Annotated in this window: 9 protein-coding genes; 3 read left to right on the top strand and 6 right to left on the bottom strand. The window is 71.1% G+C overall.

Annotation, left to right across the window (positions count from 1 at the left end; translation table 11 throughout):
• Positions 1-164 precede the first annotated feature (164 nt).
• Positions 165-620, bottom strand: a complete 456-nt coding sequence (locus tag ACZ6W9_RS29195; protein ID WP_389959612.1) for a MarR family winged helix-turn-helix transcriptional regulator — start codon at positions 618-620, stop codon at positions 165-167.
• A gap of 279 nt (positions 621-899) precedes the next feature.
• Between ACZ6W9_RS29195 and ACZ6W9_RS29190 the strand changes: the two genes are divergently transcribed.
• On the top strand, positions 900-1,781 hold the full coding sequence (locus tag ACZ6W9_RS29190; RefSeq protein WP_470120604.1) for an NAD-dependent epimerase/dehydratase family protein: 882 nt from the start codon (positions 900-902) through the stop codon (positions 1,779-1,781).
• Between the two features lie 53 nt (positions 1,782-1,834).
• The gene (locus tag ACZ6W9_RS29185) at positions 1,835-2,740 is read left to right on the top strand and encodes a helix-turn-helix domain-containing protein (protein ID WP_470120602.1); all 906 of its coding nucleotides are present in this window, start codon (positions 1,835-1,837) and stop codon (positions 2,738-2,740) included.
• Positions 2,741-2,846: 106 nt separating this feature from the next.
• Here the strand turns inward: ACZ6W9_RS29185 and ACZ6W9_RS29180 are convergent, their stop codons facing one another.
• The 4 genes from ACZ6W9_RS29180 to ACZ6W9_RS29165 all read right to left on the bottom strand — a co-directional run bounded on the left by ACZ6W9_RS29180 (position 2,847) and on the right by ACZ6W9_RS29165 (position 8,777).
• Positions 2,847-3,422, bottom strand: coding sequence for an RICIN domain-containing protein (locus ACZ6W9_RS29180; RefSeq protein WP_389959618.1), 576 nt, complete (start codon positions 3,420-3,422; stop codon positions 2,847-2,849).
• A gap of 168 nt (positions 3,423-3,590) precedes the next feature.
• Complete coding sequence (locus ACZ6W9_RS29175; RefSeq protein WP_389959620.1) at positions 3,591-4,904, bottom strand: maltokinase N-terminal cap-like domain-containing protein; 1,314 nt, start codon at positions 4,902-4,904, stop codon at positions 3,591-3,593.
• Between the two features lie 4 nt (positions 4,905-4,908).
• A complete protein-coding gene (gene treS, locus ACZ6W9_RS29170) occupies positions 4,909-6,612 on the bottom strand; it encodes a maltose alpha-D-glucosyltransferase (protein WP_389959623.1) in 1,704 nt (567 codons plus the stop codon).
• A 47-nt stretch (positions 6,613-6,659) separates the two neighbouring features.
• Entirely contained in the window at positions 6,660-8,777 is a 2,118-nt protein-coding gene (locus ACZ6W9_RS29165; protein ID WP_389959626.1) for an alpha-1,4-glucan--maltose-1-phosphate maltosyltransferase, read from the bottom strand.
• A 371-nt stretch (positions 8,778-9,148) separates the two neighbouring features.
• Between ACZ6W9_RS29165 and glgP the strand changes: the two genes are divergently transcribed.
• Positions 9,149-11,731 (top strand): alpha-glucan family phosphorylase, encoded by a 2,583-nt coding sequence (glgP, locus tag ACZ6W9_RS29160; protein ID WP_389959628.1) that lies wholly within the window; start codon positions 9,149-9,151, stop codon positions 11,729-11,731.
• Between the two features lie 197 nt (positions 11,732-11,928).
• Here the strand turns inward: glgP and ACZ6W9_RS29155 are convergent, their stop codons facing one another.
• Complete coding sequence (locus ACZ6W9_RS29155; RefSeq protein WP_470120599.1) at positions 11,929-13,863, bottom strand: N-acetylmuramoyl-L-alanine amidase; 1,935 nt, start codon at positions 13,861-13,863, stop codon at positions 11,929-11,931.
• Positions 13,864-13,954 lie beyond the last annotated feature (91 nt).

Genomic DNA, 13,954 nt, shown 5'->3' with positions numbered 1-13,954 from the left:
GGCTCGGTGGCCACCACGCGGGACGGTCGACCAGGCCCCTGTACGGCGGAGACCGGGGTGGGGGGAGGAAGCGTTCCGTGCGCGATGACAACCAGAGTGTGACGAATGCTCGTCAAAGAGGAGACTGTTTTCAGATATCAGTCGATATTGCGGTGATTTTTCGCTTATGTGCTTTCCCGGTCCTCGGGCGGAGCCAGACGGGCCGCCACCCGGTGCAGTGCCGCCAGCTCACCGGGGGAGAGCTCCGACAGGACGGCGGGCGGCCGGTAGAAGCGGCGGAGGATCCGGTCGCGCAGTTCCTCGCCCGCGTCGCTCAGCGCCACGACCTTGACGCGCCGGTCGGTCGGGTGGGGGCGGCGCTCGACGTAGCCCTGTTTCTGCAGCCGGTCGACGATCCAGGTCACGGTCGAGGCGTCGCACCGCCACATGTCGGCGAGCGCGCGCATCGGCTCTCCGGGGCCCGGGGCCAGCCGGATGAGGGCCTTGAGGTCTCCCGGGCTGACGCCCAGCCCGGCGACGGCCTCCAGGGTGCGCTCGTGCTCAGCCATGAAGAAGTCGTACAGGGCTTCCCAGATCTCCGACCTGAGCTGTTCGTCCTGCTCAGGGTCCCGTCGTTCCATGGCGACCATGGTACGTCCATGGCATGCATCCAAATGTTGGATGCATGACAATGTTGGATGTATCAAACTATCTGTTATCGTTCGGGACGGCGGAGCTTCGAGCGGTGCCTCCGGCGCTCCCCGAGCGCCGGCGAGAACGCCCCGGCACGTCGGGACGCCCGCCGCGTCGCCGGACGTTCGGGTGCGTCGGGACGCCCGGCGACGCGGCGGAACACCCGCGGAGCGACCACCCACACCCACAGCGACACCCACAGCGAGACTCACAGCGAGGAGCCCCCCATGACCGTTCTCGTCACCGGAGCGACCGGCCGGGTCGGCAGCAGGTTCGTCCCCCGGCTGCTCCAGCGGACCCGAGCCGTCCGCGTGCTGGTCCGCGACGCCGTACGGGCCGAGCCGCTCGCCCGGCTCGGCGCCGAGGTGGCCGTCGGCGACCTGCGGGACACCGGCGACCTGACCGCCGCGCTCAAGGGCGCCGAGGCGGTCGTCCACCTGGGCGCGGCCTTCCGGGGCGTCCCCGACGAGGAGGCCGTCGCGGTCAACCACGCCGCCACGGTCGAACTGGCCGCCGCCGCGCTCCGGGCCGGCGTCGGCCGGTTCGTCCACGCCAGCACCAACCTCGTCTACGGCTCGGACTCCATCCACGGCGCGGGTCCCGACAGGGCCGCGGGCCGGGGCCGGCCCGCCGCCGAGACCGACGAGATCTCCGGCCCCGCCGGGGCCTACCCCCGCAGCAAGGCCGAGGCCGAGAGGGTGCTCGGCGAGATGCACCGGGCCGAGGGGCTGCCGCTGCGCGTCCTCCGCCTGTCCTTCGTCTACGGCGACGGCGACCCGCATCTCGCCGAGTCGCTCCACTGGGCGCGCGGCTGGGCCGCGCACAAGCGCCTGCACATGGTCCACCACGCCGACGTCGCCCAGGCGCTGATCCTGGCGCTTTCGGCGCGCGGTGTGGACGGCGAGACGTTCAACGTGGCCGACGACGCGCCCGTCACCGCGCTGGAGCTGCTCCGGCTCAACGGCGAGCCGATCCCGGAGGGGATGGCGGACCGGGCGCTGGACGACCCGTGGGAGGGAATCGTCGACACCGCGAAGATCCGGCGCGAGCTGGGCTTCCGCCCGATCCACCCGACCGTCCACACCGCCCGGGACGCCGGGGCGCTCTGAGCGGTGGAGAATCGGCTTGAGTCTCCAGTCACTGGAAGGTCCAGGCTGATCCTGTGAACGACCACGAGGAGCTGTTCACCATCGGACAGCTCGCCCGCCGTACCGGCCTGCCGGTGCGCACCATCCGCTTCTGGTCCGACATCGACGTCGTGCCGCCGACCGGCCGCTCGACCGGCGGGTACCGGCTCTACGACGCCGAGGCGGTGGCCCGGCTGGACCTGGTGCGGACGCTCCGCGAGCTGGGGCTGGACCTGGAGACGGTCCGGTCGGTGCTGGCCCGGCAGGGCGGCGTCGCCGACGTCGCCAGGGCCCACGCCGAGGCGCTGGACGCGGAGATCCGCATCCTGCGCCTGCGGCGCGCGGTGCTGCGGTCGGTCGCGCGCAGAGGAAGCACGATCGAGGAGATGAGGCTCATGAACGACATGGCACGGCTGTCGGCGGGGGAACGGCAGCGGATCATCGACGAGTTCGTCGACGGCGCCTTCGCCGGCGTCCCCGCCGACGCGCCGGGGGCGGGCATCGCGGGGGCGATGCGGCAGCTGCCGGCGGAGCTGCCGGACGACCCGACCGACGAGCAGGTGGACGCCTGGGTCGAACTCGCCACGCTCGCCGGGGACGAGGACTTCCGGCGTCGCGTCCGGGAGATGGCCACGGCGGGCGCGGCGGCGGAGCAGTCCCCGTCCTACGACGCCGCGTCGGTGGCGGAGCACGCCGGGGCCGCCGCCGAGGCGGGGATCGATCCCGCCTCGGCCGGGGGCCGGGCCGTGCTGGAGCGGATCGCCGGCGTGGACGTGCCCGCGGCGGAGTGGATCCGGCTGGCCGAGCAGGTGGAGCTGTTCACCGACCGGCGGGTGGAGCGGTACTGGGAGCTGATGGGCGTCCTCCACGGCCGCCCGCCGTTTCCGTCCCAGGTCGCGGCATTCGAGTGGTTCGCCGCGGCGCTGCGCGCCCACGCCTGACCACCGGTGAGCCCGGTGCCCGTGGCGCCGCGCCCGCGCCTGACCACCGGTGAGCCCGGTGCCCGTGATGCCGCGAGCGCGGCGCCACGGGCACCGGAGAAGGCGGTCAGATCCAGCGGAAGGACTGGTTCCACTCGGAGCTGCAGCTCCACATCTGGATGGGCGTGCCCAGGCGGTGCCCCTTGCCCTTGGCGTCGAGGCAGAAGCCGTTCAGGCTGCTGCGGATGGTCTGGTAGCCGCCCCTGCCGTACTTCGAGCCGCCCGAGTACCAGCGCTGGTTCGAGGCGGCGCTGCAGCTCCACATCTGCACCACCGCGCCCACCCTGGGGTTGAAGTCCTTGACGTCGAGGCACTTGCCGTTGAGCGCGCTGCGGATCGTGCCGTCGCCGTACCTGGTCCAGAGCTGGTTGGCGTTGCTGTTGCAGCTCCACAGCTGGACCCTCGCGCCGTTGCCCGTGTTGAAGTCCTTGACGTCGAGGCACAGGTTGAACTCGACCATCTGGATCCGCTTGGCGCCCGCCAGTCGCGCGGCCGTCGCGTTCGCGCCCGCCGCCTGCGTGATCGACGCGTTCGCGGCCGACCCCCGTACGGCCGACGCGTCCGCGGGCGCGGACATGAGCGCGAGTCCCGACGCGATGACCGCCGAGGCCGCGACGACGCCGAGTAAGCGGTTCTTTCCCATTCCTGCCACCCCGTTCTCGCCTGAGCGATTCTCATCCGCGACGTGAGCCGGGAGGTCCGGCTCACGTCGTCACCCACTGGTGAGACGACCGCCCGGGGCGGTGAGTTCGGGATGATTTCCGAGGTGTTCGAGGGATTCCTGGAAGGGATTTCCGGAGAGGCCCGGTGGTCAGCGCCCGGTCTGGAAGGCGGCCATCGGGATGGGCAGCCAGGCGGGGCGGTTGCGCGCCTCGTAGCCGACCTCGTAGACCGCCTTCATCATCTCCAGGGCCCGCAGCAGGACCGCGTCCTGGGCCTGGAGACGCCCGCCGCCCGCGGAGTATCCGGCGAGGAAGGACGAGCGGTTCAGCTCGGCCCACTCCACGGCCCGGGGGTAGAGCTCCTCGGCCCGCGGCCGGCCGGCCAGCAGGTGGCGGGCGGCGTAGTCGAACGAGCGCAGCATGCCCGCCACGTCCCGCAGCGGCGAGGACAGGGCCCGGCGCTCCTCCAGGGGCTGGCCGGGCTCGCCCTCGAAGTCGAGGACGATCCAGTCGGTCGGGGTGCGCATGACCTGGCCCAGGTGGTAGTCGCCGTGGACCCGCTGGACCGGGATCTCGCGGGCGGTGTCGGCGACCCGCTGGTAGGCCTCCTGGACCACGTGGGCGTGGCGGCCCAGCTCGGGCACCTCCTCGACCATCTGGGCCAGGCGGCGGCGCTGGTCCTCGATGAGCTGCTTGACCTCGTGGGCCTCCATCACCGAGGTCGGGAAGGTCTCGGCCAGCTCCCGGTGGACCTCGGCGGTGGCCACGCCGAGACGGTAGGACTCGGCGCTGAAGTCGCCGCCCGCCTCCGAGGCCGAGGAGGTGAGGCCGGCGTAGAGGTCGCGGACGCTGGCCAGCGCCAGGGCCCAGCCGTCGTTGGCGGTCGCCAGGAACTCCTGCGTGATCGCAAGCGTGGTCGGCTCGCCGTCCAGGTCGGCCTCGATCCAGCCGTACGGCCGCGCGATGTGCCGGGCGTCGCGGGCGGCCAGGGCGCGGACGATCTCCAGCTCGGGGTTGACGCCGGGGATCAGCCGGCGGAACAGCTTGCAGATGTAGGTCTCGCCGTACACCAGGGAGGTGTTGGACTGTTCGGCGCCCAGCACCAGGCTGCGCAGCGAGGTGTCGATGTCGGTGCCCGGCAGGTGCCGCATGCGCAGCGGGCCGGTGTCGCGGTCCTCGGCCATCCCGTCCAGCAGGACGCAGGTGAGGTCGGCGTCGTGGGCCGCGTCGTAGTAGCCCTCGCCGATCCGGACGTGGCCGAACCGGCCGGAGGTGTCGCCGTCGGTGCCGAGCAGGAGCTGGTAGCGGTCGACGTCGTCGCCCTGGCGGACGCGGAGGATGAGGTGACGGAGGCGGGGGGCGAGCTCGACGTCGGACTCGACGTCGAGCTCGTCTATCGGCCGCCCCTTACCGGCGAACCATCGCTGATGCGCTATCCATCCGGCAAGGAGCTCCGTCAACACGGCCTTACGCCTCCTGGGGTACGGGCGGCAGGGTGAACCAGTAGAACCCATGCCCAGGAAGCGTCAAAAGATACGGAAGTTCGCCGATCGGGGGGAAAGGAACTCCGCCCATCGTCTCCACGGGCACCGAGCCCTCGAACCGGCGCAGGTCGAGCTCCACCGGCTGCGGGAACCGCGAGAGGTTGTTGACGCACAGCATCCGGTCGTCGCCCAGTTCCCGCACGTAGGCGAGGACGCTGGGGTTGGAGGAGTTCAGCTCGGTGAAGTCGCCGAGGCCGAACACCGGGTGCCGCTTGCGGATGTCGATCATGCGCTTGGTCCAGTGCAGCAGTGAACCGGAGTTCTTCTGCTGGGCCTCGACGTTGATCGCCTGGAAGCCGTAGATCGGGTCCATGATGAGCGGGAGGTACAGCCGGCCCGGGTCGCAGTTGGAGAACCCGGCGTTGCGGTCGGGGCTCCACTGCATCGGGGTGCGGACGCCGTCGCGGTCGCCGAGCCAGATGTTGTCGCCCATGCCGATCTCGTCGCCGTAGTAGAGCACGGGGGAGCCGGGCAGCGACAGCAGCAGCGCGGTGAACAGCTCGATCTGGTTGCGGTCGTTCTCCAGCAGCGGCGCCAGGCGCCGCCGGATGCCGACGTTGGCCCGCATCCGGGGGTCCTTGGCGTACTCGGAGTACATGTAGTCGCGCTCGTCGTCGGTGACCATCTCCAGCGTCAGCTCGTCGTGGTTGCGCAGGAAGATGCCCCACTGGCAGTGCTCGGGGATCTTCGGCGTCTGGGCCAGGATCTCCGAGATGGGGTAGCGCGACTCCCGACGCACGGCCATGAAGATGCGCGGCATCAGCGGGAAGTGGAACGCCATATGGCACTCGTCGCCGCCGGTGGCCGGGTCGCCGAAGTACTCCACCACGTCGGCCGGCCACTGGTTGGCCTCGGCCAGCAGCACCCGGTCGGGGTAGAGGCGGTCCACCTCGGCCCGGACCCGCTTGAGGTAGGCGTGCGTCCTGGGCAGGTTCTCGCAGTTGGTGCCGTCCTGCTCGAACAGGTAGGGGATGGCGTCCATCCGGAACCCGTCGATGCCGAGGTCCAGCCAGAACCGCAGCACCTCCAGCATGGCCTCCTGGACGTCGGGGTTCTCGTAGTTGAGGTCCGGCTGGTGGGAGAAGAAACGGTGCCAGTAGTACTGGCCGCGCACCGGGTCGTAGGTCCAGTTGGACGCCTCGGTGTCGATGAAGATGATCCGGGCGTCCTGGTAGCGCTCGTCGGTGTCGTTCCAGACGTAGAAGTCGCCGAACGGGCCCTCGGGGTCGTGGCGGGACGCCTGGAACCACGGGTGCTGGTCGCTGGTGTGGTTCATCACCAGGTCGGCGATGACCCGCATGCCGCGCTTGTGGGCCTCGTCCACCAGCTTCACGAAGTCGCCGAGGTCGCCGAACTCCGGCAGGATCTTCATGAAGTCCGCGATGTCGTAGCCGCCGTCGCGCAGCGGCGACTCGTACAGCGGCAGCAGCCACAGGCAGTCGACGCCGAGCCACTGGAGGTAGTCCAGTTTCTCGATCAGGCCGCGGATGTCTCCGGTGCCGTCGCCGTTGGAGTCGGCGAAGCCCCGGATCAGCACCTCGTAGAAGACCGCGCGCTTGAACCAGTACGGGTCCCGAGGCTTCTCCTCGTCGAAGGTGTTCGGGATCGGCTCGGTTGGCTGACTCACCAGTGGACTCCCCGCTTCTTCAACCGGTACCGCGTGTTCCGGCCCGCTCACCGCTGGTTCGCCGGGGCACGCAGAGTGAAGATGTGTGCTGGTCGGACATGAGGATCGAGGCGCACGTAGTTGTCCTGCCGCCAGTGGTACGACTCGCCCGACAGTTCGTCGTCGACGACGAACTCGTCGTTCCAGCCGAGACCGAGGGCGGGCATGTCGAGCGACACCGTGGCCTCATGGGTGTGGTATGGGTCGAGATTCACAACCGTCAGCACCACGTCGCCCAGGCCGTGCCGTCGTGTGGCCGTGTCGTAGGCACCGGGCAGCCGCTTGGAGAAGCAGACCAGGTCCGGATGGTCGACGCTGTGGAACCGTAGGTTACGCAGTTCCTGGAGCGCCGGGTGAGCTCTTCGCAACAAATTGAGTTGCGTGATGAGCGGGGCCAGGCTACGGCCCTCGCGCTCGGCCTCGGCCCAGTCGCGAGGTCTGTACTGATATTTCTCGCTATCGAGGTATTCCTCACTGCCTGGACGAACCGGGACGTTCTCCGCGAGCTCATAGCCGGCGTAGACGCCCCAGGTCGGCATCGCCATCGCCGCGAGGATCGCTCTGATGCGGAATGCCGGGACTCCCCCGTGCTGGAGGTACTCGTGAAGGATGTCCGGAGTGTTGACGAAGATGTTGGGCCGCATGTAGTGCGACGTCTCGTGGGACAGCTCGGTGAAGTAGCTCTCCACCTCCTCCCGCGTATTGCGCCACGTGAAGTAGGTGTAGGACTGCTGGAAGCCGACCTTGCCCAGGGTGCGCATCATCGCCGGCCGGGTGAACGCCTCGGCCAGGAACAGCACGTCCGGATCGGTCGAGTTGACGTCGGCGATCAGCCGCTCCCAGAACGCCACCGGCTTGGTGTGCGGGTTGTCCACCCGGAAGATCCGCACCCCGTGGTCCATCCACAGCCGCACCACCCGCTTCACCTCGGCGTAGATCCCCTCGGGGTCCTTGTCGAAGTTCAGCGGGTAGATGTCCTGGTACTTCTTCGGCGGGTTCTCGGCGTAGGCGATGGAGCCGTCGGCGCGGACGTTGAACCACTCAGGGTGCTCCCTGACCCACGGGTGGTCCGGCGAGCACTGCAGCGCCAGGTCGAGCGCGACCTCCATGCCCAGCTCGCGGGTCTTGGCCACGAACTCGTCGAAGTCCTCGAAGGTGCCGAGGTCGGGGTGGATCGCGTCGTGGCCGCCCTCCTCCGAGCCGATCGCCCACGGCGAGCCCGGGTCGTACGGCTCGGGCGTCAGCGTGTTGTTGCGGCCCTTGCGGAAGCTGTGCCCGATCGGGTGGACCGGCGGCAGGTAGACGACGTCGAAGCCCATCTTGGCGACGGCCGGCAGCCGCAGGGCCGCGGTCTTGAACGTCCCGGACTTGGGCGCGACGCCCTCCTGGACGATCGCGCCCTCCGACCGCGGGAAGAACTCGTACCACGACCCGAACAGCGCCCGGCGCCGCTCGACCCTGACCACCCGCTTGCCGGTACGGGTCACCAGGTCGCGCAGCGGGTGCGCGCGCAGCAGCGCGGCCGTCTCCGCCGACTGGGCCGCCGCGAACCGGGCGCGCGGGTCCACCGCCTGGTCGCGCAGCCGGGAGGCGACCTCCAGCAGCGCGGCGCGGTGCCCGCAGGCCGCCGCCGCGCCCGAGGAGGCCCGCCCCGCCGTACGGCCGGCCGTCTTCGCGTTCCGGGCGCCCTTCGCGCCCTTGGACGCCACGGGGGCGGAGGGGCAGTCGGCGGGCCGTACGGCACGGGCGGCCCGCTCGAAGAGCCGGGCGCCCTCCTCGCACATCAGCTCGGCGTCCATGTCCCGCGGGATCTTGATGCCCGCGTCGTGCAGCCAGGTCGCGATCGGGTCGCTCCACGCCTCGACGCGGAAGTGCCACGCGCCCTCGTCGGGCAGGGCCACCTCCACCCCCCACCGGTCGGTGCCCGGGGCCAGCTCGGCCATGGGCAGCAACCGGCCGCGGGTGCCGTCGGGGTCGGTGAGCACCACGCCGGCCGCCACCGCGTCGTGTCCCTCCCGGAACACGGTGGCGGAGATCTCGAAGGTCTCGCCCGCGGCGGCCTTGGCGGGGTAACGCCCGCACTCGACCGTCGGGTGCACGTCAAGGATGGGAATTCGTCCGATCATCGCATCTCACGGTAGCGACGGCACACCGGTGCCGCCGGAGAAGTCGGCCAGAAAAGATCTTCGTTTTATCAAACAACCCCGTGACCGGCCTCCGGGGGCGTGACCACGCTCGACCACAACTCGCGCGGGAGACCGGTTCCCGAGGGGATGGAGCGGTCGGCCCCTAGATGCCTGCCCCAATAGTCCATCTTCATACCTGTGAGGGAAAGACCGGGGAACCCCCGCTTTCCCGGGCGAGTTGGGGCGGTGAACGACCGCCCCGTGATCGACCCTTCTTTGATGTGGTTTGGGGGCGATTGATAGCGGTGAGGGGGAGACGCGTGAGTGTCGAGGTCGCCACCAGTGGCGCTGAGTAATTAGGGTCTGGCAGCGTGAGAGCAATCCGCAGGTTCACCGTCCGCACCGTTCTTCCTCCGGAGCTGGCCTCGCTTGGCGAGCTTGTGCGCAATCTGCGCTGGTCATGGCATCCCGAGACGCTCGACCTCTTCGCCGAGGTCGATCCGGAGGTGTGGGAGAGGGTCGGCCACGACCCCGTCGCACTGCTCGGAGCCGTCGATCCGGCGCGGCTGCGCGAGCTCGCCGCCGACCGCCGCTTCCTGCGGCGGGTCGCCGACGCCGCGGACGACCTCCATGAGTACACGACCGCGCCCGGCTGGTACCAGACGGTCCCCGACGCGCCCCGGGCCATCGCCTATTTCTCCCCCGAGTACGGCATCGCCGCCGCCCTGCCGCAGTACTCCGGCGGCCTGGGCATCCTGGCGGGCGACCACCTCAAGGCCGCCAGCGACCTGGGCGTGCCGATCCTGGCGGTCGGCCTGCTGTACCGGCACGGCTACTTCACCCAGTCGCTGTCGCCCGAGGGCTGGCAGCTGGAGCACTACCCCTCCCTCGACCCGGGCGGCCTGCCGCTGACCCTGCTGCGGGAGGAGGACGGCGCGCCGGTGCGGATCGCGATCGGCCTGCCCGAGGGCCGCACCCTGCACGCCCAGATCTGGATCGCCCAGGTGGGCCGGGTCCCGCTGCTGCTGCTCGACTCCGACGTGGCCGAGAACGACACCGCCGCCCGCGACGTCACCGACCGCCTCTACGGCGGCGGCGGCGACCACCGCCTGATGCAGGAGCTGCTGCTCGGCATCGGCGGCGTCCGCGCCATCCGCGCCTACTGCCGGGTCACCGGCCACCCCGAGCCGGAGGTGTTCCACACCAACGAGGGCCACGCGGGCTTCCTCGGCCTGGAGCGCATCCGCGAGCTGACCGAGAGCAGGCTCTCCTTCGACGAGGCGCTGGAGGCGGTCCGCGCCGGCACGGTCTTCACCACCCACACGCCCGTCCCCGCCGGCATCGACCGCTTCCCGGCGGAGATGATCGCCCGCCAGTTCGGCGAGGGCAACGCCTGGCCCACCGTCCCGGTGGAGCGCATCCTCGCGCTCGGCGCGGAGAAGGAGCCCGGCAGGTTCAACATGGCCGCGATGGGCATGCGGCTGGCCCAGCGGGTCAACGGCGTCTCCGAGCTGCACGGCGAGGTGAGCCGGGAGATGTTCCAGGACCTGTGGCCGGGCTTCGACGCGGCCGACGTCCCGATCGGGTCGATCACCAACGGCGTGCACGCGCCCACCTGGGTCGGCCGGGAGATCATGGAGCTGGCCGGGCGGGAGCTGCCCTCGCTCGTCGAGCGGGCCCAGGGCTGGGAGGGCGTCAACAAGATCTCCGACGCCGACGTCTGGGCCATCCGCGGCCGGCTGCGCGCCCGGCTGGTCGAGGGGGCGCGCGAGCGGCTGCGCCGCTCCTGGCTCGCCCGGGGCGCCTCCCGCGCCGAACTGGGCTGGATCGACGACGCCCTCGACCCCGACGTGCTGACCATCGGCTTCGCCCGCCGGGTCCCCTCCTACAAGCGGCTCACGCTGATGCTGAAGGACCCCGACCGGCTCCGCCGGCTCCTCCTCGACCCCGACAAGCCGGTCCAGATCGTGATCGCCGGCAAGGCGCACCCGGCCGACGAGGGCGGTAAGAAGCTCATCCAGCAGATCGTGAAGTTCGCCGACGCCGAGGACGTGCGGCACCGCATCGTCTTCCTGCCCGACTACGACATGGCCCTCGGCCAGCTCATGGTCCAGGGCGCCGACGTGTGGATGAACAACCCGCTGCGCCCGCTGGAGGCGTGCGGCACCTCCGGGATGAAGGCCGCCCTGAACGGCGGGCTCAACCTGTCCATCCGGGACGGCTGGTGGGACGAGTGGTACGACGGCACCAACGGCTGGGCCGTCCCCACCGCCGACGGCGTCAGTGACCCCGACCGCCGCGACGAGCTGGAGGCCGGGGCGCTGTACGACCTGGTCGAGCACGAGGTGGCCGACCGCTTCTACGACCGGGCGGCCGACGGCCTGCCGATGCGCTGGCTGGAGATGGTCCGCCACACCCTGACCTCCCTCGGTCCCAAGGTCCTGGCCGGGCGGATGCTCCGCGACTACGTCGTCGACCTCTACACCCCGGCCGCGAAGTCGGGCCGCGAGCTGCTCAAGGACGGCTACGAGCCGGCCAGGGGCTTCGCCGCCTGGAAGCTGCGCCTCGCCCAGGCGTGGCCCGGGGTGCGGGTAGAGCACGTGGAGACCTCCAACCTCGGCGACACCCCCGAGGTGGGCGCGGCGCTGGAGGTGCGGGCCACCATCGCCCTGGGCGAGCTGCACCCCGAGGACGTCCGCGTCCAGGCCGCCTACGGCCCGGTCGGGCTCCACGACGAGCTGGTACGGCCCGCCTACACGACCCTGACCCTGGAGTCCGACGGCGACGACGGCAGGGCCGTCTTCGCCGGGACCGTCCCGCTGGACCGCACCGGCGCGTTCGGCTACAGCGTCCGGGTCGTCCCCGACCACCCGCTCATGGACACGCCCGCCGAGCTGGGCCTGGTCACCGTGCCGGAGGAGCCGGCGGGGATGACCAACGGCACCCTGCGCTGATCCCGCCGCCCGCCTCCCGCCCGCCCTGACCGGCCGGCGGGAGGAGCGGAGAGGAACGGGGGAGGGGGCCGGGGCCGCGCGCCCCGGCCCCCTCCTTCTCACGTCCTTCTCTCATGTCCGCGCCGTGTCCTCCGGCGTGCCGGGACCAGGCGTCCTCCGGCACACCGGCGGTCAGGCGTCCTCCGGCGCCGCGGGGATCAGGTGGCGGACACCACCACGTCCTCGGCCTTGACGAACATCACGCGGTGGCCGAACTGGATCTGGTAGTACTTCTGCTTCCCGCGGATCACCTGGTGGTTCGACGTGTCGAAGGTCACCGCCCGGTAGTACTCGCCGACCGCGGCCAGGCCGACGGTGTAGCGCTGGCCCACGGCGAAGGTGTACTGCAGCGGGCTGATCGTCTGGTACGGCACGCCCTCCGGGTACGCCGCCTCCTCCGGGTACGCCCTGCCGTACACCGGCACGCTCGCCAGGCCCGGCTTGGGCGTCACCACCAGGCCCTTGGACGGCACCGCGGTGGGCTGGGACGCGGGGTTGTGGAACCACGCCTTCTGACCGAGGTACCAGATCGCGGTCCAGTCGCCCTGGCGGTCGGCGACGGCGTAGCGCTGGCCGGTGACGGCGCGGGCGCTGTGGTCGTAGACGCTGTAGAGCGAGTCACCGGTCGGGTGCTTGCCGACGTCCTTGACCAGCGGGGCGTCCTCACGCGGCTCGGTGCGCAGCCAGACCGACGCCGAGCCGTGCGGGGCGCAGCCGGCGTCGGGGTTCTTGCGGTCGCAGCCGTAGTAGTACGGCTGGTTCCTCTCGTAGTCGGGCAGGATCATCACCGACTCGGTCCGCGGGCCGCCGGTGCCGTGCAGCGGGTGGCCGAGGAGCTGGAAGTAGTGCGCCCAGTCCCAGAAGGGGCCCGGGTCCTCGTGCATGCCCCGCACCGTGGAGGCGATCGTCCCGGGCACGTTGTCGTGGCCGAGGATGTGCGCCCGGTCGAGCGGGACGCCGTGGCGCAGGGCCAGGTAGCGCACCAGGCGGGCCGAGCTGCGGTACATCGCCTCGGTGTACCAGAAGGCGCCCTCGGCGAGGAACCCCTCGTGCTCGATGCCGATCGACTTGGCGTTGACGTACCAGTTGCCCGCCTGCCAGGCGACGTCCTTGGTCTTCACGTGCTGGGCGATGTGCCCGTCCACGGAACGCACCGAGTAGTGCCAGCTCGCCGGGCGCGCGGGGTCCTGCACCAGCCGCACGGAGGGATCGAAGTAGCCCTCCATGTCGTGGATGACGATGTAGTCGACCTTCTGGTTGACCGGCCGGTTCGATTTGTCGTGGTTGCCGTAGTCGTCGCCGGGCAGTTCCTGGTAGGGCGCGGGGATCCACTCGCACGAGACGGTGGGCGGGCATTCGGCCTCGCCGCGCTGGGGCCGGCGCAGCCCCAGCTTCTCCAGCCAGCGGTCCATCTTCCGCAGGCCGGGCCTGGCGCGCAGCTCGACCTTCTGCCCGTCGTCGGTGACGCGCTGGGCGCCGGACTCGATCGTGGCGTAGACCTCGTCGGCGAAGAACTTCGCCGCCTCGGCCTCCTCGGCGCCGGAGTAGCGGGCCACCGCGCCGTACCACTCGCCCGGGTCGTCGCTGAGCGGCGCGCCGAGCGTCTTCTGGTAGTCGGCGAGCAGGGCGGCGCCGCCGCGGATGTTGGCGGCCGGGTCGCCGCGCAGCTCCTCGCGGCTCGCGCCGGTGAGATCGGCCGCCTTCTCCAGGGTCCTGAGCGAGGCGGGGATCTCGGCGGGCGCCGGCGCGGCCTGGGGGGCCGGCAGCGGGCGGCCGTCGTCGCCCCGGGCGTCCTCGGTGCCCTCGGCGTGGTGGTTCCCGCCGGTGAACCCGGCCGCGTCGGTGAGGTGCATCGGGCCGTACCCGGCGGAGTTGCTCGGCTTGCCCGCGTTGGCGTCCCAGCGTGACTCCAGGTAGGAGACGCCGAGCAGGACGCTCTCGGGCACGCCGTACGCCTTGGCGGCCTCGGTGAAGGCCGCCTGCCGGTCGTCGGGAGCGGCCGTCCGCGTGGCGGAGGCCGGTTGCGCAAGGGAGAGGCTGCCTGCGGCCACGATGGCCGCGGCCGCCAGGCGGAGGGGGGACGATCGTCGCACGAACGCTCCTCGGCTGGGGGAATCCGATGCGAGAAAGCCTGCGAAGCCGAGCCCACGATGTCAATAACATTCTTCATTTTGCCGACACCTA

This window comes from Streptosporangium sp. NPDC053982 (assembly GCF_055585205.1).
This window is presented reverse-complemented; position numbering and strand designations above follow the sequence as displayed.